This is a genomic window from Azospirillum halopraeferens DSM 3675, assembly GCF_000429625.1.
GTDB lineage: Bacteria > Pseudomonadota > Alphaproteobacteria > Azospirillales > Azospirillaceae > Azospirillum > Azospirillum halopraeferens.
Genome location: NZ_AUCF01000006.1, coordinates 52886 through 70985 on the forward strand (window position 1 = coordinate 52886; position 18100 = coordinate 70985).

General features: G+C 70.8%; 18 protein-coding genes and 1 pseudogene. 12 read left to right on the forward strand and 7 right to left on the reverse strand.

The genetic code is table 11. From position 1 onward, the window contains the following. Positions 1-8 precede the first annotated feature (8 nt). From G472_RS31960 to G472_RS0108105, 5 genes are all read left to right on the forward strand, one after another. On the forward strand, positions 9-2549 hold the full coding sequence (locus G472_RS31960) for a cation:proton antiporter (RefSeq protein ID WP_084536523.1): 2541 nt from the start codon (positions 9-11) through the stop codon (positions 2547-2549). Further along, positions 2546-3445 (forward strand): universal stress protein, encoded by a 900-nt coding sequence (locus tag G472_RS0108090; protein WP_029007974.1) that lies wholly within the window; start codon positions 2546-2548, stop codon positions 3443-3445. The genes G472_RS31960 and G472_RS0108090 overlap by 4 nt, the downstream gene beginning before the upstream one ends. Before the next feature lie 65 nt (positions 3446-3510). Then, positions 3511-3966 (forward strand): YeeE/YedE family protein, encoded by a 456-nt coding sequence (locus tag G472_RS0108095; protein ID WP_281173329.1) that lies wholly within the window; start codon positions 3511-3513, stop codon positions 3964-3966. A gap of 4 nt (positions 3967-3970) precedes the next feature. Beyond that, positions 3971-4459: a DUF6691 family protein gene (locus G472_RS31965; protein WP_035691617.1), complete on the forward strand. Its 489-nt coding sequence runs from the start codon at positions 3971-3973 to the stop codon at positions 4457-4459. Positions 4460-4501: 42 nt separating this feature from the next. Next, positions 4502-5077: a hypothetical protein gene (locus G472_RS0108105; RefSeq protein WP_029007976.1), complete on the forward strand. Its 576-nt coding sequence runs from the start codon at positions 4502-4504 to the stop codon at positions 5075-5077. Here G472_RS0108105 and G472_RS0108110 read toward each other — a convergent pair. Continuing rightward, positions 5052-5756 (reverse strand): ABC transporter ATP-binding protein, encoded by a 705-nt coding sequence (locus G472_RS0108110; protein ID WP_029007977.1) that lies wholly within the window; start codon positions 5754-5756, stop codon positions 5052-5054. The genes G472_RS0108105 and G472_RS0108110 overlap by 26 nt on opposite strands. Positions 5757-5979: 223 nt before the next feature. Between G472_RS0108110 and G472_RS0108115 the strand changes: the two genes are divergently transcribed. The 3 genes from G472_RS0108115 (at position 5980) to glpX (ending at position 9612) form a co-directional block, all read left to right on the forward strand. Continuing rightward, positions 5980-7257 (forward strand): LL-diaminopimelate aminotransferase, encoded by a 1278-nt coding sequence (locus tag G472_RS0108115; protein WP_029007978.1) that lies wholly within the window; start codon positions 5980-5982, stop codon positions 7255-7257. After that, complete coding sequence (locus G472_RS0108120) at positions 7254-8552, forward strand: homoserine dehydrogenase (RefSeq protein WP_029007979.1); 1299 nt, start codon at positions 7254-7256, stop codon at positions 8550-8552. Before G472_RS0108115 ends, G472_RS0108120 begins: the two co-directional genes overlap by 4 nt. A 91-nt stretch (positions 8553-8643) precedes the next feature. Continuing rightward, entirely contained in the window at positions 8644-9612 is a 969-nt protein-coding gene (glpX, locus tag G472_RS0108125) for a class II fructose-bisphosphatase (RefSeq protein WP_035691708.1), read from the forward strand. A gap of 74 nt (positions 9613-9686) precedes the next feature. Here the strand turns inward: glpX and G472_RS31970 are convergent. The 6 genes and pseudogenes from G472_RS31970 to G472_RS0108150 all read right to left on the reverse strand — a co-directional run. After that, a pseudogene (locus tag G472_RS31970) lies at positions 9687-11204 on the reverse strand (carboxylesterase family protein); the annotation flags it as partial. A gap of 33 nt (positions 11205-11237) precedes the next feature. Beyond that, complete coding sequence (locus G472_RS36895) at positions 11238-11555, reverse strand: hypothetical protein (RefSeq protein ID WP_051340575.1); 318 nt, start codon at positions 11553-11555, stop codon at positions 11238-11240. 233 nt (positions 11556-11788) lie between these two features. After that, positions 11789-12271: a YbaK/EbsC family protein gene (locus tag G472_RS0108135; protein ID WP_029007981.1), complete on the reverse strand. Its 483-nt coding sequence runs from the start codon at positions 12269-12271 to the stop codon at positions 11789-11791. Positions 12272-12290: 19 nt separating this feature from the next. Continuing rightward, positions 12291-13100: a pyrroline-5-carboxylate reductase gene (proC, locus tag G472_RS0108140; protein ID WP_029007982.1), complete on the reverse strand. Its 810-nt coding sequence runs from the start codon at positions 13098-13100 to the stop codon at positions 12291-12293. Positions 13101-13105: 5 nt separating this feature from the next. Further along, complete coding sequence (locus G472_RS0108145; RefSeq protein ID WP_029007983.1) at positions 13106-13609, reverse strand: type III secretion system chaperone family protein; 504 nt, start codon at positions 13607-13609, stop codon at positions 13106-13108. A gap of 231 nt (positions 13610-13840) precedes the next feature. Then, the gene (locus G472_RS0108150) at positions 13841-14185 is read right to left on the reverse strand and encodes an accessory factor UbiK family protein (protein WP_029007984.1); all 345 of its coding nucleotides are present in this window, start codon (positions 14183-14185) and stop codon (positions 13841-13843) included. A gap of 208 nt (positions 14186-14393) precedes the next feature. Between G472_RS0108150 and rfaD the strand changes: the two genes are divergently transcribed. The 4 genes from rfaD to pgeF are packed head-to-tail and all read left to right on the forward strand — an operon-like array spanning position 14394 to position 18099. Next, a complete protein-coding gene (rfaD, locus tag G472_RS0108155) occupies positions 14394-15380 on the forward strand; it encodes an ADP-glyceromanno-heptose 6-epimerase (protein ID WP_029007985.1) in 987 nt (328 codons plus the stop codon). A 10-nt stretch (positions 15381-15390) separates the two neighbouring features. Then, on the forward strand, positions 15391-16200 hold the full coding sequence (gene lgt, locus G472_RS0108160; protein WP_029007986.1) for a prolipoprotein diacylglyceryl transferase: 810 nt from the start codon (positions 15391-15393) through the stop codon (positions 16198-16200). Next, complete coding sequence (locus tag G472_RS0108165) at positions 16197-17309, forward strand: class I SAM-dependent methyltransferase (protein ID WP_029007987.1); 1113 nt, start codon at positions 16197-16199, stop codon at positions 17307-17309. The genes lgt and G472_RS0108165 overlap by 4 nt, the downstream gene beginning before the upstream one ends. A 22-nt stretch (positions 17310-17331) precedes the next feature. Further along, positions 17332-18099, forward strand: coding sequence for a peptidoglycan editing factor PgeF (gene pgeF / locus G472_RS0108170; protein WP_029007988.1), 768 nt, complete (start codon positions 17332-17334; stop codon positions 18097-18099). Position 18100 lies beyond the last annotated feature (1 nt).

Consider the following 18100-nt stretch of genomic DNA (forward strand, 5'->3'; position numbering starts at 1 on the left):
TCCCCGCGATGACGCTTCCCGCCATCCTCCTGGCCATCGCCGCCCTGCTGACCGTGGTCGGGCTGGTACAGCCCGTGGCCGTCCGCGCCAAGCTGCCGCACAACGTCGTGCTGGCGATGGTGGGGGTGGCGATCGGGGCGCTGTCGACGTTCCTGCTCTACACCTCGCTCACCGACGCCTTCAACTACGCGGCGGAGATGATCCTGCACCTGCCGCTGAGTTCGGCGGTGTTCATCTACATCTTCCTGCCGGTGCTGCTGTTCCAGGCCGCGTTCACCCTCGACGTGAACCGCATGATCGAGGACACGGCACCGATCCTGCTGATGGCGGTGGTCGCCGTGGTGGTGGCGACCGTCGTGGTGGGGGCGGCGCTGGCGCCGGTGTCGGGCATGCCGGTGGTGGTCTGCCTGATGCTGGGGGCCATCGTCGCCACCACCGATCCCAGCGCCGTGGTCGCCATCTTCCGCGACCTCGGCGCACCCGGCCGCCTGTCGCGGCTGGTGGAGGGGGAAAGCCTGCTCAACGACGCCGCGGCCATCGCCATCTTCGGCATCCTGCTGAACCTGCTGGTGTCCGGGGCCGAGCCGGACATCGGGGCCGCCGTCTGGTTCTTCCTCTACGCCTTCGCGGGAGGGGCGGCGGTGGGCGTCGCGGCGGCCCGCCTGGTCCTGGCGGCGATGCCCCTGATGCGCGACCTGCGCACCGCTCAGGTGACGCTGACGGTGGCCCTGCCCTACGTCGCCTACATCCTCAGCGACCAGTACCTGGGCGTCTCCGGCGTGGTGGCGGCAGTGACCGCCGGGCTGGTGATGAGCGCCCTGGGACGGCGGCGCATCGCCCCGGACACCTGGAACTTCCTTCAGGAGATGTGGGAGCAGATCGCCTTCTGGGCGGGATCGCTGGTGTTCGTCCTGGCGGCGATCCTGGTGCCCCGGCTGATGGTGGACATCACCCTGTTCGACCTGGGCCTGCTGCTGGTGCTGGTGGCGGCGACGCTGGCGGCGCGGGCGGCGGTGCTGTTCGGCCTGCTGCCTTTGCTCACCACGGTCGGCCTGTCGCAGGCGGTCAGCACGCCTTACAAGGTGGTCATCCTGTGGGGCGGCCTGCGCGGCGCCGTCACCCTGGCGCTCGCCCTGTCGGTCACCGAGAACGTCGTCCTGCCCGAGGACATCAAGGCGTTCGTGGCGGTGCTCGCCACCGGCTACGTGCTGTTCACCCTGTTCGTCAAAGGCCTGACCCTGCGGCCTCTGATCCGGCTGCTGGGCCTCGACCGGCTGTCGGCCGTCGATCTGGCCCTGCGCCGGCAGGTGCTGGCCCTGTCGCTGGGCAACGTGATGGACGCGGTGAAGGACACGGCGCGGGAGCACGAGATCGCGCCCACCGTGCAGCGGGCCGCCACCCGCACCTACGAGGCCCGCATCGCCGAGGTGATGGCCCGCTCCGAGGAGGAGCCGGCCATCGCCGACCGCGACCGGGTGAACATCGGGCTGGTGGCGCTGGCCACCCGCGAGGCCGAGCTGGTGCTGGACCACCAGCGCCAGCGCACGGTGTCGCCCCGCATCGCGGAACTGCTGCTGGTGCGCATCGGCCGCCTGGCCGAAGGGGCGCGGCAGGGTGGCCGGCTGGAGTACCAGCGTGCCGCCCGCGCCCTGATCGACTTCCGCCCCACCTTCCGCTTCGCCCACCAGTTGCACCGCCGCCTGCGCTGGGACCGGCCCCTGATGGGGCAACTGGCGGACCGGTTCGAGATGCTGCTGGTGTCGGCGCTGGTGTTGCGCCAGCTCGAAACCTTCGCCGAACGCAAGCTGGTGCCCCTTCTCGGCCGCCGCATCGCCGATCTGCTGAAAGACATCGTCGGCAGCCGCATCGACGCCACCAACAAGGCGCTGGACGCCCTGCGCCTCCAGTACCCGGACTACGCCGAGGCCCTGGAGCGGCGGTTCCTCCAGCAGACGGCGCTGCGGCGGGAGCGGATGGAGTATCGCGCCCTGTTCGACGAGCGGCTGATCGGCCAGGAGCTGTACAGCAGCTTGCTGCACGACGTGGACGCGGTGCAGGAGGCGCTGAAGGAGCGGCCGCAGCTCGACCTCGGCCTGGACACCCGCGACCTGATGCGGCGGTTCGAGATGTTCCGCGAGTTGGACGAGGAGAGCCTGACGCTGATCGGTCGGCTGTTCGCCGGCCGCTTCGCCGTGCCCGGCGAGCGGATCATCCGCCGCGGGGATCCCGGCGACAGCGTGTACTTCATCTCCTCCGGGGCGGTGGAAGTCGTTTTGCCGGATCGCAAGGTCCGCCTCGGCAGCGGCGACTTCTTCGGCGAGATGGCGCTGCTCAGTGGACGCCGGCGCAACGCCGACGTCACCGCGCTCAGCTATTGCCGGCTGCTGATCCTGCGCGCCGCCGACTTCCGCCGCTTCCTGCGCATCCACCCGACCCTGCGCGCCCGTTTCGAATCGGTGGTGCGCGCCCGCCATCAAATGAACGAAGATGACCCGGCTCCGGTGCCGCCGGACATCCCGGACATGATGAAGGGGAGTTCGAAGGGATGAAGCACATCGTCGCCGCCACCGACCTGTCCCGCCGCAGCGAAACGGCCGTCGCCAGGGCCATGCTGCTCGCCCGGCGCTTCGGCGCGTCGCTGACCGTGCTGCACGTGGTGGACGACGAGCTTCCCGCCCGGCTGTTCGAAGCGGAACGCGCCCGGGCGCAGGAGTTCCTCGACGGATTCGTCGCCGGCCTTCCGGGGGCCGACGGGGTGGCGGTGGCGGTGCGGGCGGTCGGCGGCCTGGATTTCCGGGCCATCGTCGACACCGCCGATGCCGAGGATGCGTCGCTGATCGTGCTGGGCGCGCACCGCCGCAACCTGATCAAGGACGTGTTCACCGGCACCACGGTGGAGCGGGTGGTGCGCAGCACCGCGCGGCCCGTCCTGGTGGCGAAGAGCGCCGATCCCGCCGACTACGTCTGCACGCTGACCGCCGTCGACCTGACGGCGGAGGCGGCCGAAGCGGTGCGCCTGGCCCACCGCATGGCGCGGGGGCAGACCCTGTACCTGCTGCACGTCATCGACGATACGGTCACGCTCCAGCTTAAGCTGGCCGAGGTGGGCAGCGCCGAGGTGGAGCGACACCGCCACGCGGTGGAGGAACGCTGCCGCCAACTCATCGACGCCATCGCCGGCGAAGCCGGTTTGCGGGCGGGCGAATATCTGCCGGTCGTGGAATGGAGCGCGCCGGTGCCGCGGCTGCTCGATACGGCCGCCACCTTCGGCGCCGACCTGGCGGTGGTCGGCACGCGCACCCACGCCAAGGGCGCGGTGGAGCGTCTGCTGCTGGGCAGCTTTGCCGAGCAGGCCCTGCGCGACCTGCCCTGCGACGTCCTGGCCGTGCCGCTGGACGGCTCCACCGCCTTGCCCGGCGGCGACGCGGTCAGCGGCATGCCCTGACCACGCGCTTCGCATATGCGAGCACCCCCGTTGCAAATCCATGGGCATACCCTAATTTAGACACCATTGATAAATCGCAATGGCGATGGATGCTTATGGAAAGCTTCACCCCCTGGTCCGCGCTGGCGGGCGGGTTGCTGATCGGTCTGTCCGCGGCGCTGCTGCTGCTGGTCAACGGGCGCGTCGCCGGCATCAGCGGCATCCTCGGCAGCACCTTCACCGCCGGGCGCGGCGACACGGCGTGGCGGATCGCCTTCCTCGCCGGGCTGGTCGCCGCGCCGCTGGCCTATGCCGCGGCCGGTGGCACGCTGCCCGCGGTGGCGGTGGAGGCATCACCGGTTCTGCTGGTGGCGGGCGGGCTGCTGGTGGGCTTCGGATCCCGCCTGGGGTCCGGTTGCACCAGCGGTCACGGGGTGTGCGGGTTGGCGCGGCTGTCGCGCCGCTCGCTGGTCGCCACGGTCACCTTCATGGCCACCGCCGCCGCCACTGTCTTCGTCGTCCGCCACCTGTTGGGAGCGTGAGTCCATGCCCGCCGTCCTCACCGCCTTCGTGTCCGGCCTGGTCTTCGGCGTCGGCCTGATCGTGGCGCGCATGGTCGACCCGGCCAAGGTTCTGGGTTTCCTCGACGTCTTCGGCGCGTGGGACCCCAGCCTCGCCTTCGTCATGGGCGGTGCTCTGGCGGTGACGGCCGTTGCCGTGCGGGTGGCGCGCCGGCGCACCGCGGCCGGCCGGGGAACCCTGCTCGACGGCGACCCCATCCGGGAGCCGGCGGCCGGTGGCATCGACGCGCCGCTGGTCGGGGGTGCCGTCCTGTTCGGCCTGGGCTGGGGACTGGTCGGCCTGTGCCCCGGCCCGGCGCTGGTCAACGCGGGGGTCGTCCCGGCGGTGGCGGCGGTCTTCCTTCCCGCCATGGTCGCGGGCATGCTGCTGCACAGCTTCACCGTCGGCCGCCGGCCGCGCACCCGGACCGGGCCAAACGCCGGCACCGTCGCGCACGCCGGCGCCGGCGATTGAACCTTCCGCCCCTGTCCCCGTTATCGGGGCCGGAGGTGACCCATGACCCGCATGAGCATCGAGGAGGCGCAACGGCGCATCAGCGCCTTCCTCACCGAGGAGATGGTGGCGGCCCTGCGCGCCGTCGACATCGACTCACCGCCCCTGGCCGACGCCCCGGCCGCGGCCGGCATCGCCGACCTGTGCCGGGCCGACGTCACCTTCAGCCACGTCCCCGGCACGTCGGACTGCATCTACCGGGTGCGCGCCTTCGACGAGGCGCTGGTCATGAGCCTGCAGCTCAACGTCCGCCGCTTCGTCGCCCTGTACCAGGTGCCCGCCGCCGGGCCGGTCGACGGGCAGACCCTGGCCTCCCATTTCGAACGCTGGGCCATCGGGGCCGGTCACGCGGGCTGGATGATCGGCTGGCGCGACGGTCTGGACCCCTGGCGGCGCGACCGCCGGGTGGTGGAGACCTACTGCTACGCCTCCCTTCCCCCGGACTTCCTGGACGACCCCCTGGAACAGCTCTACTGGCGCACCGACATCGTCCAGATGACCCGCGCCTTCATGCTGGAGGCGCGGCGCCTCGGCGTCGCCCTGGGCGGCGGCGCTACAGCCCCAGATACGCCTGCTTGACGGCCGGGTCGTCCAGCAGGGCGGCGCCGGTGCCCGACAGCACGATGCGGCCGTTCTCCAGCACATAGGCACGGCCGGCCAGCTTCAGCGAGGCGGCGACGTTCTGCTCCACCAGGATGATGGTCATCCCCTCCGCGGCGAGCGTCCGGATGGTCCGGAACAGCTCCTGCACCAGCGCCGGGGCGAGGCCCAGCGACGGTTCGTCGAACATGATCAGCTCGGGCCGGCCCATCAGGCAGCGGCCGATGGCCAGCATCTGCTGCTCGCCTCCCGACAGGGTGCCGGCGGCCTGGCCCAGCCGCTCCTCCAGGCGCGGGAACAGGGACAGCACGCGCGCCAGGCTGCGCCCGGCGTCGGCCCGGGCGCGGGGGATGACCGCCCCCATCTCCAGATTCTCGCGCACGCTCAGCGACGGGAAGATCTGCCGTCCCTCGGCCACCTGCCCGATGCCGAGATCGCACACCACATGGCTGGGCAGGCCGGCAATCTCGCGCCCCCGGAAGCGGATGGAGCCGGCGGCGGGCCGGAGGATGCCGGCGATGGCACGGATCAGCGAGGTCTTGCCCGCACCGTTGGCGCCGACGATGGCGGTGGTGGAGCCCTCCTCCACGGCGAGCGACACCCCGTCGAGCGCCCGGGCGTCGCCGTAGAACAGGTCGAGGTCGGTCACGGAGAGCATCGTCGGGCGCGCCGGGGTCGGTGGACGGGGCGCCACTGTAGAGCGGTCCGCCGTCGTTGTTAACCCCTTCGAGGCGGCGGCGCACAGGGCGAACGAATGCAAATCCGGGCGTGCAGGCGTGCGAAATTTGCCTCGCTTCTTCCGGGAGGGGGCGGTAAGTAAAGGGTCCCGGTTCGCTGGCCTTTGCACACCTCGTCGCGGCCGGTCAGGCTTCGGAGCGTTCATGAGCGATCAGTCCGAGTTCCACCGCATCAAGCGTCTGCCGCCCTACGTCTTCGCCGAAGTGAACGCCATGAAGGCGCGAGCCCGCGCGGCTGGCGAGGACATCATCGACCTCGGCATGGGCAATCCGGACCAGCCGACCCCCCAGCACATCGTCGACAAGCTGGTGGAGACGGTCCGCAACCCGAAGACGCACCGTTATTCCAATTCCCGCGGCATTCCCGGACTGCGGCGGGCCCACGCCGCCTATTACAAGCGGCGCTTCAACGTCGACATCGACCCGGAGACCGAGTGCATCGTCACCATCGGCTCCAAGGAAGGGCTCGCCAACCTCGCCAACGCGATCACCAGCCCCGGCGACACCATCCTGGTGCCGAACCCCAGCTATCCGATCCATCCCTTCGGCTTTATCCTGGCCGGTGCGTCCATCCGCCATCTGGCGGTCGGGGCCGACGGCGGGACGCCGGACGTCGGCCAGTTCATGGACGGGCTGGAGCGCGCGGTGCGCCATTCCGTGCCCAAGCCGCTGGCGCTGGTGCTGAACTACCCGTCCAACCCGACGGCGCAGGTGGTCGGTCTCGACTTCTACCGCCCGATCGTCGAGTTCTGCCTGCGCCACGGCGTCTACATCCTGTCCGACCTCGCCTACGCGGAGATCTATTTCGACGGCCCGCCGCCGCCGTCGATCCTGGAGATCCCCGAGGCGAAGGAGATCGCCGTCGAGTTCACCTCGATGTCGAAGACCTATTCCATGGCCGGCTGGCGCATCGGCTTCGCCACCGGCAACCGGCGGCTGATCCACTCGCTGGCGCGCATCAAGTCGTACCTGGACTACGGGGCGTTCACGCCCATCCAGGTGGCGGCCGCGGCCGCGCTGAACGGCCCGCAGGACTGCGTCGACCAGATCCGTCAGGTCTACAAGCAGCGCCGCGACGTGCTGATCGAGGGGCTGGCCGCCGCCGGCTGGAAGGTGCCGAGCCCGCCGGCCTCCATGTTCGCCTGGGCGCCCATCCCGCCGGAGTTCGCGCACATGGGCTCCCTGGAATTCTCCAAGCTGCTGTTGCAGGAGGCCAACGTGGCCTGCGCCCCCGGCATCGGCTTCGGCGAGTACGGTGACGGGCACGTGCGTCTCGGACTGGTGGAGAACGTCCACCGCATCCGCCAGGCCTGCCGCAACATCAAGGATTTCTTCCGCTCCAACGCGGCCGGCGCCGCGGCGAGCCGGGATCCGGAGGCGCGGGCCGCCCTGTTGGAACCGATGAAGGCGAAAGCGTCGTGAAGGAGCCTCTGAAGATCGCCGTTGCCGGCCTCGGCACGGTCGGAGCCGGCACCCTGGCCCTGCTGTCCCGGCAGGCCGACCTGATCGAGCAGCGTTGCGGGCGCCGCATCACCGTGACCGCGGTCAGCGCCCGCGACCGCTCCCGGGATCGCGGTGTCGACCTGTCGGCCGTGCAGTGGTTCGGCGATCCCGTCGCGATGGCCGCCGAGGCCGACGCCGACGTGGTGGTCGAACTGATCGGCGGTTCTGACGGTCCGGCCAGGGCCGCGGTGGAGACCGCCATCGCTCGCGGCCGCCACGTGGTCACCGCCAACAAAGCGCTGATCGCCCACCACGGCACCGCCCTGGCGCTGGCCGCCGAAGAGCGTGGCCTCACGCTCGCCTTCGAGGCGGCGGTGGCCGGCGGCATTCCCATCATCAAGGGCCTGCGCGACGGGCTGGCGGCCAACCGCGCCAGCGAGGTGCACGGCATCCTCAACGGCACCTGCAACTACATCCTGACGGAGATGCGCACCACCGGCCGCGAGTTCGCGGACGTGCTGGCGGAGGCGCAGCAGCTCGGCTACGCCGAGGCGGACCCGAGCTTCGACATCGACGGCATCGACGCCGCCCACAAGCTGGCCATCCTCACCTCCGTCGCCTTTGGCTGCGCCGTCGATTTCCGCAGCGTGCATGTGGAGGGCATCCGCCACATCGCCGCCACCGACCTGGCGTTCGCCGAGGAACTGGGCTACCGCATCAAGCTGCTGGGCATCGCCCGCCTGACCGAGCGCGGCGTGGAGCAGCGCGTGCACCCCTGCATGGTGCCGCGCGAGGCGCCCATCGCGGCGGTGGACGGGGTGTTCAACGCCGTTGTGGCGCAGACCGACTTTGCCGACCGCGTGTGGCTGGTGGGCCGCGGCGCCGGTGCCGGTCCGACGGCGTCGGCAGTGGTCGCCGATCTCATCGACATCGCCCGCGGCTGCAGTGCTCCCACCTTCGGCACCCCGGCGGCGCACCTGGCGCGGCCGGAGCCGTCGCCCATGGAGGCGCGGCGCGGTGCCTATTACGTCCGCCTGTCCGTGGCCGACCGGCCCGGCGTGATCGCCGACATCGCCGCGGCGATGCGCGACCACGAGGTGTCGATGGAAAGCTTCCTGCAGCGCGGCCGGGCCACCACGCCCGGCGAGGCGGTGCCGGTGGTGCTGACCACGCACGAGACGGTGGAAGCCGCCATGCAGCGCGCGCTGGCCGCCATCGCCGCCCAGCCGGCGGTGCTGGAGCCGCCGCGCATGATCCGCATCGAGCCGTTCTGAGCGTCCGACGACGTCCTGGAATTCCGGCAACACGAACACCGAGTGCATCGGGGGGAAGATCAAGATGGAAGTGCATGTCGATCTGTCCGGTATGGATCGCAACCTGGCGCTCGAGGCGGTGCGCGTCACCGAGGCGGCGGCCCTGTCCGCCTCCCTGCTGATGGGGCGCGGCGATGAGAAGCTGGCCGACCAGGCCGCCGTCGACGCCATGCGCCAGGCGCTCAACACGCTGACCATCGACGGCACCGTCGTGATCGGCGAGGGCGAGCGCGACGAGGCGCCGATGCTGTACATCGGCGAGAAGGTCGGCGCCGGCTCCGGCCCGAAGGTGGACATCGCCCTCGACCCGCTGGAGGGCACCACCATCACCGCCAAGGGCGGCCCCAACGCCCTGGCCGTGGTGGCCATGGCCGAGGAAGGCGGCTTCCTCAATGCCCCCGACGTCTACATGGACAAGATCGCCGTCGGCGGCGGTCTGCCGGAAGGCGTGGTCGACCTGGATGCCACGCCGGCCGAGAACCTGAAGAACCTGGCCCTGGCGAAGGGCACCGAGGTGGAGGAGCTGCTGGTCTGCATCCTCGACCGACCGCGCCACGCCGAGCTGATCGCCCGCGTGCGCGAGGCCGGCGCGCGCATCATGCTGATCTCCGACGGTGACGTCTCCGGCGTCATCGCCACCAGTCAGATCGGTGCCGCGGTGGACATGTACGTGGGATCCGGCGGCGCACCGGAAGGCGTGCTGGCGGCGGCGGCGCTGCGCTGCATCGGCGGCCAGTTCCAGGGCCGCCTGCTGTTCCGCAACGACGAGGAAAAGGCCCGCGCCGCCCGCTGGGGCATCAAGGACCTGAACAAGAAGTACTCGCTGCACGAACTGGCCAGGGGCAACGTCATGTTCGCGGCAACGGGCGTCACCGACGGCGCCATGCTGCGCGGCGTCCGCCGCTTCCCCGGCGGTGCCATCACCCATTCGGTGATCATGCGCTCCAAGTCGGGCACCGTGCGCTATGTCGAGGCGCATCACAACCTGAAGCGCAAGACGCTGCCGGGCAACGGGCAGTAACCCTCCCGCACGGGAGCGGATCGCCGACGGGGCGCGCGGGGATCATTCGCGCGCCCCGTTGCATTGCGGGGTCTTCAGTTCTTCGGGGTGACGTGCTGCCACAGCAGGCTGCAGTTGGACAGCGTGTCCAGGCTGTGGACCGGAACCGGGCCGGTGCCGAGCGTGGGGGTCGGCGGCGTGGTGGTCCACTGGTGGAGGGTGGCACCGGCTGCCGACCAGTCCGCCGTGTAGGGGCTCCAGCCTGCGGCCGGGGCGGTTGCGGGGTTGGTCGCGAAGGCGGCCCAGGCGATCCCCATGGCGTCGGCCAGCGCCGCATCCGCCGCCGACGGCGATGTCACGCCGACCTTCGTCAAGGTGTTAAAGACGTACGGCAACTCATTGCCGTGACAGACATTCGGGATGTCGCCGGTAGCCGTCTGCGCGGCCGGGGCGCAGGTCGGCAGCGGGTCGCCGCCGGCCAGTCGGTAGAGATCCACGATCGGCGTGGGTGTGAAGAGATAGCCGAAGATCGGGGTGTCGGCCGATTGTCCCTGGCGGCCGTAGGCCGTGTTGGCGGTGAACAGGTTGGCGCACCGGAAGGCCATGTCGTTGATCAGGCTGCCCAGCGCCACGGCGGCGCCGTTGCCGTTGTAATAGGACGGGATCGCCTTCGTGTTGTGGTCGGCCTGCCATGAGGCGCTGTAGGGCTCGTCGGTGGCGATGGGCGGCGTGAAGCCGGTGATGGTCGATGCGGTCGACGTGCCGAACATGCTGTCGAGGAGCAGGCCGTAGGTGGTGGACGTCAGATCCTTGGCGGCGCTGAAGTAGGCGAGGCCGGCGAAGGTCTGCCCCTCGTTCAGGTTCACGCCGAACATGAACGGCTTCGGCGTCATGGCGCCGGCATAGCCGGCCGACGGCTGCCCCCGGACGACGGCGTTGTCGATGACCGGCGTCCACGGCAGCGCCTCGACGAAGCCACCGGAGATGATGCGTTTCAGGGCGTTGCCGCCGCCGTCGAAGCTGTCCTGGGCGGCCATGATCTGGGCCGTGGTCAGGTTCTTCTTCTGCAGCCAGTCCTTCGCCCCCTTTGGATCGGCCAGCCAGCACCGTGGAATCTTGGCGTCGCAGAAGCGGTCGAAGAAGTTGGCCCCGTCCGTCCGGGCGCGCGCGGTGTCGCGGTACACCACGCCCATCGGGTTGCTCTCCATGATGGCCGCACGGAACAGGCCGTCGCTGGACGGCATGGAGAAGAGATGGAAGCCCACGGACATGGCACCGGCGCTCTCGCCGAACACCGTCACCCGGCCGGGATCGCCGCCGAAGGCGGCGATGTTGGCCTGCACCCATTGCAGGGCCGCCTGCTGGTCGAGCAGGCCGAAGTTGCCGGTGACGCCGAAGGCGTCCTCGTACAGGAAGCCGAACGCGCCGAGCCGGTAGTTCAGCGTGACGACGACCACGTCCCTGGCGGCCAGAGCCGCCCCGTCGTAAACGGGGAGCGAGCCGCCCCCCAGGATGAAGGCGCCGCCATGGATGAACACCATCACCGGCAGGGCCCCGGACCTGTTGATGGTGGCGGCCGGCGCGGAAATGTTCAGGTAGAGGCAGTTTTCACTCTGGTAGGAGGTCGGCGTGTTGGGGGAGTCGGCCTACGGGCACAGCCACATGGGCTGGGTCGCCCTGTAATTGGCCGGCACCGCCGCCACCGTCGGCGCCTGCCAGCGGCCGGCGGTCGCGTAGGGAATACCCTGATAACTGTTGATGACGGTGGTGCCGACCGTCGTGCTGAGGCCACACACCGTCGTGCCGCCGACGTTGACCGTGGTGTCGGTCGCCGTCGCGCAGGCCGGCGGCGGGTTCACGGGAGCGGGGCCGGTGGCAGCCGACGCGGGGAATGCCCCGCCGGTCAATACGAACGCCGCAACCAATCCGGCGGCGGCGGTGAGAGTCGGGGTCCGGAACTGCATGGTGCGTCCCTCATCGGCGGGGGTGGTGCCCCCATGGCGTGCAGAATGCCCATCCCGGACGGAACACGGCGCCACCCGTGCGGCGATGCCGTCACGTGCGGTTGTCCACTTGGGCGATTCCATGAAAGGGACGCACACAAACCTTGTCTAACGTCGATTTGTTTCGAATTGCGACAATGCGCGCAACGGACCGGAGCGCCCGGACCGGCACCCTCCTCACAAGGGCTGCGCCATCATGCCTTCTTCACCGCGGCCGGCCGGCCGCCGGTCATGCTGACGAGCTGATCCGGGGTCAGGCGGAACACCGCGTTGGGCGTGCCGGCGGCGGCCCAGATGGTGTCGAGCGCCAGCAGATCCTCGTCGATCAGGACCAGTGGCGGTTCGGTATGGCCGAGCGGTGGCACGCCGCCGATGGCGAAGCCGGTCCTGGTGCGCACGAACTCCGGATCGGCCCGTTCAATCGTCTCGCCGATCAGGGCGGCCACCGCCTTCTCGTCCACCCGATTGGCGCCGCTGGCGATGACGAGAACGGGCGCACCGGAGGTCCGGGCGCGGAAGATCAGGGACTTGGCGATCTGGCCCACCGTGCAGCCCACCGCGTCCGCCGCCTCCTGCGAGGTGCGGGTGCTCCGGGCGTGCTCAATCACCGTGTGGCCGAGCCCGACACCATCAAGGATGTCCTGAACGCGGCGGGCGGAAGGACTGAGGTCGGCCACCACGGGGTCTCCGGAGAGGTTATTGCGCCAGTTCCCTGGAACGCCGGGCGGCAGCGGCCACGGCGCGGGTGAGGAGCATGCCCAGGCCGTCGTCGGCCATCAGAACGTCAAGGGCGGCCCTGGTGGTGCCGCCGGGGCTGGTCACCGCCTCGCGGAGCTGGGACGCCGGGGCGGTGGACTGGCGCAGCAGTTCCCCGGACCCGGACACGGTGGCGCGCGCCAGGCGTTGCGCCAGATCGGCCGGCAGCCCGGCATCCTCGCCCGCGCGGGCCAGGGCCTCCACCAGCAGGAACACATAGGCCGGGCCGCTGCCCGAAACGGCGGTGACGGCGTCCATCAGCGCCTCGTCGTCGATCCAGGCGACGTCGCCCACCGCGCGCAGCAGGCGTTCGCACAGGTCCGCCCGGGCGGGGGTGACACGGGCGTTGGCGCAGGCGACCGTGATGCCGCGGCCGATGGCGGCGGGAGTGTTGGGCATCGAGCGCACCACCGCCGCACCGGCGCCCAGGTGCGTTTCGAAGTACGCGATGGGACGGCCGGCGGCGATGGACAGGAAGACGGTGTCCGGCCGCACCAGCCCGGCGTAGGACGGCACCACCGCATCCATCACCTGCGGCTTGACCGCGAAGATGACGACATCGGGCGCCAGGTCCGCCGGGACGGATGTGGCGTCGGCAACGGCCCTGACGGCCGGGTCGGCGATGCCGGGGGGCAGGCCGCCCGGTTCCACCACCACGATCCGGCCGGCGATCCCGGCGCGCAGCCAGCCGTCCAGCATGGCGCCGCCCATCTTGCCGCAGCCGACCAGCAGCAGGGAGGAGGCCGCCATGCCGCTCACGCCTCACCCTGGGTATCGAGGATGGCGGCGGTCACCGCGTCAGCCGCCGATTTGCCGCCCCAGATCACGAACTGGAAGGCAGGGTAGAACCGCTCGCACTCCGACAAAGCGATCTCCACGAGGTCTTCAAGCTGCTCCACCGTCGCCCCGCGCGACCCGCGCAGCAGGGTGGTCTGGCGGAACATCGGCGTGTGTTCCTCGGTGCAGACGTCGAAATGGCCGAGCCACAGGCGCGCGTTTACCTCCGCCAGCAGGTCGTGCACCGCCTGGCGCCGCGCCGACTGCACCTTCATGTCGAACTGGCAGGAGAACTGCATGGCGCTGACGTCGGGCTGCCAGACGAAATAGAGCCGGTAATCGCACCACCGCCCGCCGATCTCCACGATCATCTCATCGTCATTGGTACGGTCGAACGGCCATTCGTTGGCCGTCACGATCTCTTCAACGACGTCGAGCGGGTTGTGGATGGCGGCGGGGGTTTCGACGGCTAGTGCCGACATGGTCAGCGTCCTCCTTTGAAGGCGCGGCGCGCGGCTCCGTCCCCCGGAATCCCTGGAACACGCCGCCCGACGGGCCTTTGCCCCGAGATGTCGTGTCCTGCCACCCGAGAGCTACTACCAAAAGCAACCTGCCAAAGGACAGGTGCGGGCGCAACAGCTTTCCGCCGCACCGTCATGAATGATCCGTGATGATGTTCGGACAGGCGCAAGCCCTCCGGCGACCGCGCGCCGTCAGGGCGCGGTGCCGCCCTCGGGCGCCTTCGGGGCGCCGGTGTGGGCCCGCCGGCGCGGCGCCGTGTCCTCATGGGCGAGCTGGTGTTCGGCCAGCAGCGTGGCGACCGTCGCCTCCAGCGCGGTCACCCGGTCGGCCAGCGCCTCCTGCTCCTCCCGGGCCCTGGCGGCCACGGCCCGGACGGCGTCGAACTCCTCGCGCGAGACGACGTCCATGCGCGACAGGATGCGTTCGAACTGCTGGCGCATCTGCGCCTCGGCCTCCTCGCGCAACCCGGAAAGCGCGCCCAGCGCACCGCCGGCCACCCGGGCCAGGTCGTCGAGAAGCTTGTTGTCAACCTGCATGGATTGGATTCCGCTGTGTGAAGAGCGCCATTATGGGCGCCCGAAGTGGCGTTATCAACGGCCCTGCACGAAGAACAGGTGATCCGGCCCGGTCGCTCCCGATGGAACGCCCGCCGACGAACCGGAAATGCCCGCGAAGCGTTGCGGTGCCTCCGGCCACGGCCTATAAGGGCCGCGGACCCTCGGCGGGCGGGAGACGCAGCGCATCATGATCGTGGTCACCGGCGGCGCCGGCTTCATCGGCTCGAACCTGGTCGCCGGACTGGCGGACCGCGGCATCGTCGACGTGGCGGTCGCCGACCGGTTCCGCGACGGTGACAAGTGGCGCAACCTCGCCAAGCGGGAGGTGAAGGCGCTGGTCCGCCCGGAAGACCTGCTGGCCTTCCTCGACCAGCACGCGGCCGAGATCGACCTGATCTTCCACCTGGGTGCCATCTCCGCCACCACCGAGCGCGACGTGGACAAGATCGTCGCCAACAACGTGGCCCTGTCCATGGAACTGTGGCGCTGGTGCGCCTGGCGCGGGGCGCGTCTGATCTACGCCTCGTCGGCCGCCACCTACGGCGACGGCTCGGCCGGATTCGACGATGACGGGTCGGTGGAGGCGCTGGCCCGCCTGCGTCCGCTCAACGCCTATGGCTGGTCAAAGCACCTGTTCGACCGCCGCGTCGCCCGCGCCGTGCTGGACGGCGAGCCGGCGCCGCCCCAGTGGGCCGGCCTGAAGTTCTTCAACGTCTACGGCCCCAACGAGGGGCACAAGGGCGACATGATGAGCGTGGTGGCCAAGCTCCACCCGCAACTGGCATCCGGCCGGCCGGCCCGGCTGTTCCGGTCGCACCGGCCCGGCGTGGAGGACGGCGGCCAGCTCCGCGACTTCGTGCACGTCGACGACTGCGTCGCCGCCATGCTGTGGCTGATGGACAATCCCGGCGTCTGCGGCCTGTTCAACCTGGGCACCGGCCGGGCGCGCAGCTTCCGCGACCTGGCCCTGGCCACCTTCGCCGCCATGGATCTGGAACCGCGGATCGACTACATCGACATGCCCGCGGAGTTGCAGGCGAAGTACCAGTACTATACCCAAGCCGAGATGGGCCGCCTGCGCGCCGCCGGCTTCACCGCCCCCTTCACCGGGCTGGAGGAGGGGGTGCGGCGCTACGTCCGCGACTTCCTCGCCCGGCCCGACCCGTACCGCTGACGGGAGCCCCATGCTCACCCTCGCCTTCCCCGCCATCGATCCCGTCGCCGTCGAGATCGGCCCGATCGCCATCCGCTGGTACGCGCTGGCCTATCTGGCCGGCTTCGTGCTCGGCTGGCGCTACTGCCTGTACCTGGCCCGCAGCGCCCCCGGCCCCGGCCGTCCGACTCCGGAGGACGTGGACGACTTCCTGACCTGGGCGGTGATCGGCGTCATTCTCGGCGGCCGGCTGGGATACGTGCTGTTCTACAACCTGCCCTATTACGTCGAAAACCCGCTGGAAGCGCTGATGGTATGGCACGGCGGCATGTCGTTCCACGGCGGCTTGCTGGGCGTGGTGGCGGCGATCCTGCTGTTCGCGCTCCGCCGCGGCCTGTCGCCGTTCGCCATGGGCGACCTTATCGCCACGGCCGCTCCCATCGGCCTGTTCTTCGGGCGCGTCGCCAACTTCATCAACGGCGAACTGTACGGCCGCGCCGCGCCGGACCTGGCGTGGGCGTTCGTGTTCCCCCGCGATCCCCTGCAGGTCCCCCGCCATCCCAGCCAGCTCTACGAGGCCGTGCTGGAAGGGCTGGTGCTGTTCGTGGTGCTGGCGCTGCTGGCCCGCCGGCCGGACGTGCGGGCCCGGCCGGGTCTGCTGGCCGGCGTGTTCTTCATCGGCTACGGCCTGTCCCGCATCATAGCGGAGTTCTTCCGGGAGCCCGACGCCCAGCTCGGATTTCTATGGGGCGGGGCAACCATGGGGCAGCTTCTCTCCATCCCCATGGTGCTGTTCGGACTGTGGCTGGCAGTGCGGGCGCGCCGGGCGGTGGACGCGTGACCGCCCCCGCCGCCGACACCTTGACGGCCGCGCTGGCCCGCCGCATCGCCGTGGAAGGGCCGATCACGGTGGCCGCCTACATGGCGGAGGCGCTGGGGCACCCGCGCCTGGGCTATTACATGAAGCAGGATCCCCTGGGGGCGGGGGGCGACTTCACCACCGCGCCGGAAATCAGCCAGGCGTTCGGGGAGCTGATCGGCCTGTGGTGTGCCGACACCTGGCAGCGCCTGGGCGCCCCGCCCCTGGTCCGGCTGGTCGAGCTGGGGCCGGGCCGCGGCACCCTGATGGCCGACGCGGTGCGCGCCGCGTCGGTGCTGCCGGTCTTCCGGCAGGCGATCCGCATCCACCTGGTGGAGACCAGCCCGGCCCTGCGCGCCCGCCAGCGCGCCACCCTGGCCGACCTCGACGTCACCTGGCACGACAGCCTCGACGAGGTTCCCGACGGGCCGGCCCTGATGGTGGCCAACGAGTTCTTCGACGCCCTGCCCGTCCGCCAGATCCAGAGAACGCCCCACGGCTGGTTCGAGCGGCTGGTCGACCGGGAGGAGACGCCGGACGGGGCCGAGCCGCGCCTGCGATTCGTGCTGGAGGCATTCGGCAGCGCCGGCGCGTCCCTGGTGCCGCCGGCCCTGCGGGATGCCCCGCCGGGCAGTGTGGTTGAGGTGTCGCCGGCCTCCCTGGCCATCGCCCGCACCCTCGGTGCCCGGCTGGCGGCGCAGGGCGGCGCGGCGCTGGTGATCGACTACGGGTACGCCGGTCCGGCGGTGGGCGACACGCTCCAGGCGGTGCGCCGCCACGCCTACGCGCCGGTGCTGGAGTCGCCCGGCGACGCCGACCTCACCGCCCACGTGGACTTCACCGCCCTGGCGGCGGCGGCCCGCGAGGGCGGCGCTGACGTCTTCGGGCCGGTGCCCCAGGGCATCCTGCTGACCCGCCTCGGTATCGTCCAGCGGACCGACGTGCTGCGCCGGGGCGCCACGCGCACGCAGGCGACGGCGCTCGACACGGCCCTTGAGCGCTTGATCGGGGCCAATCAAATGGGCACCTTGTTCAAGGCCCTGTGCCTTGCCGCCCCCGGTCTCGGGGCGCCGGCGGGGTTCGAGGGTTGAGACCTACCGGGACCGCTCATCCGTGATCACGCTCGGCGCGCTCAACGACGTCAACGGCATCCGCCACGCCTTCTTCACGCGTTCCGGCGGGGTGTCGACGGGGATCTACGCCTCCCTCAACTGCGGCCTCGGCTCCGGCGACGCGCCGGCCGCGGTGGCGGAGAACCGGGCGCGCGCCGCCGCGCGGCTGGACCGTCCGGCGGACAGCCTGGTCACCTGCTATCAGGTGCACAGCCCCGACTGCATCGTGGTCGATGCCCCATGGGCGCCCGGCGCGGGGCCGCGGGCCGACGCCATGGTCACGCGCACGCCGGGGATCGTGCTGGGTGTCCTCTCCGCCGATTGCGCCCCCGTGCTGCTGGCGGACGAGAAGGCCGGCGTGGTCGGCGCCGCCCACGCGGGCTGGAAAGGGGCCATCGGCGGCGTTCTGGAGGCGACGGTGGAGCGCATGGTGGAGCTGGGCGCGCGCCGCACCGCCATTGTTGCCGCCATCGGCCCCTGCATTGCCCAGCGATCGTACGAGGTCGGACCGGAGTTCCCGGCGCCCTTCCTGGAGATCGCCGCGCGCAACCGCGACTTCTTCGCCCCGGCGCGCCGGCCCGGCCATTTCCTGTTCGACCTCGGCGGCTATGCGGCGCAGCGGCTCGCCGACGCCGGGGTGGAGCTGGTGCAACGCTGCCCCAACGATACGGTGGCCGAGGAAGACCGCTTCTTCAGTTACCGCCGCGCCTGCCTGCGTGGCGAGACCGACTACGGTCGCGGCCTGTCGGCCATCCTGATTCAGGAGTGAA

Excerpts from the sequence above, each read along its gene's own strand:
- G472_RS31960 (WP_084536523.1), top strand. The coding sequence starts at position 9 with ATGACGCTTCCCGCCATCCTCCTGGCCATCGCCGCCCTGCTGACCGTG.
- G472_RS0108090 (WP_029007974.1), top strand. The coding sequence starts at position 2,546 with ATGAAGCACATCGTCGCCGCCACCGACCTGTCCCGCCGCAGCGAAACG.
- G472_RS31965 (WP_035691617.1), top strand. The coding sequence starts at position 3,971 with ATGCCCGCCGTCCTCACCGCCTTCGTGTCCGGCCTGGTCTTCGGCGTC.
- G472_RS0108105 (WP_029007976.1), top strand. The coding sequence starts at position 4,502 with ATGACCCGCATGAGCATCGAGGAGGCGCAACGGCGCATCAGCGCCTTC.
- G472_RS0108110 (WP_029007977.1), bottom strand. The coding sequence starts at position 5,756 with ATGCTCTCCGTGACCGACCTCGACCTGTTCTACGGCGACGCCCGGGCG.
- G472_RS0108115 (WP_029007978.1), top strand. The coding sequence starts at position 5,980 with ATGAGCGATCAGTCCGAGTTCCACCGCATCAAGCGTCTGCCGCCCTAC.
- glpX (WP_035691708.1), top strand. The coding sequence starts at position 8,644 with ATGGATCGCAACCTGGCGCTCGAGGCGGTGCGCGTCACCGAGGCGGCG.
- G472_RS36895 (WP_051340575.1), bottom strand. The coding sequence starts at position 11,555 with ATGCAGTTCCGGACCCCGACTCTCACCGCCGCCGCCGGATTGGTTGCG.
- proC (WP_029007982.1), bottom strand. The coding sequence starts at position 13,100 with ATGGCGGCCTCCTCCCTGCTGCTGGTCGGCTGCGGCAAGATGGGCGGC.
- G472_RS0108145 (WP_029007983.1), bottom strand. The coding sequence starts at position 13,609 with ATGTCGGCACTAGCCGTCGAAACCCCCGCCGCCATCCACAACCCGCTC.
- G472_RS0108150 (WP_029007984.1), bottom strand. The coding sequence starts at position 14,185 with ATGCAGGTTGACAACAAGCTTCTCGACGACCTGGCCCGGGTGGCCGGC.
- rfaD (WP_029007985.1), top strand. The coding sequence starts at position 14,394 with ATGATCGTGGTCACCGGCGGCGCCGGCTTCATCGGCTCGAACCTGGTC.
- lgt (WP_029007986.1), top strand. The coding sequence starts at position 15,391 with ATGCTCACCCTCGCCTTCCCCGCCATCGATCCCGTCGCCGTCGAGATC.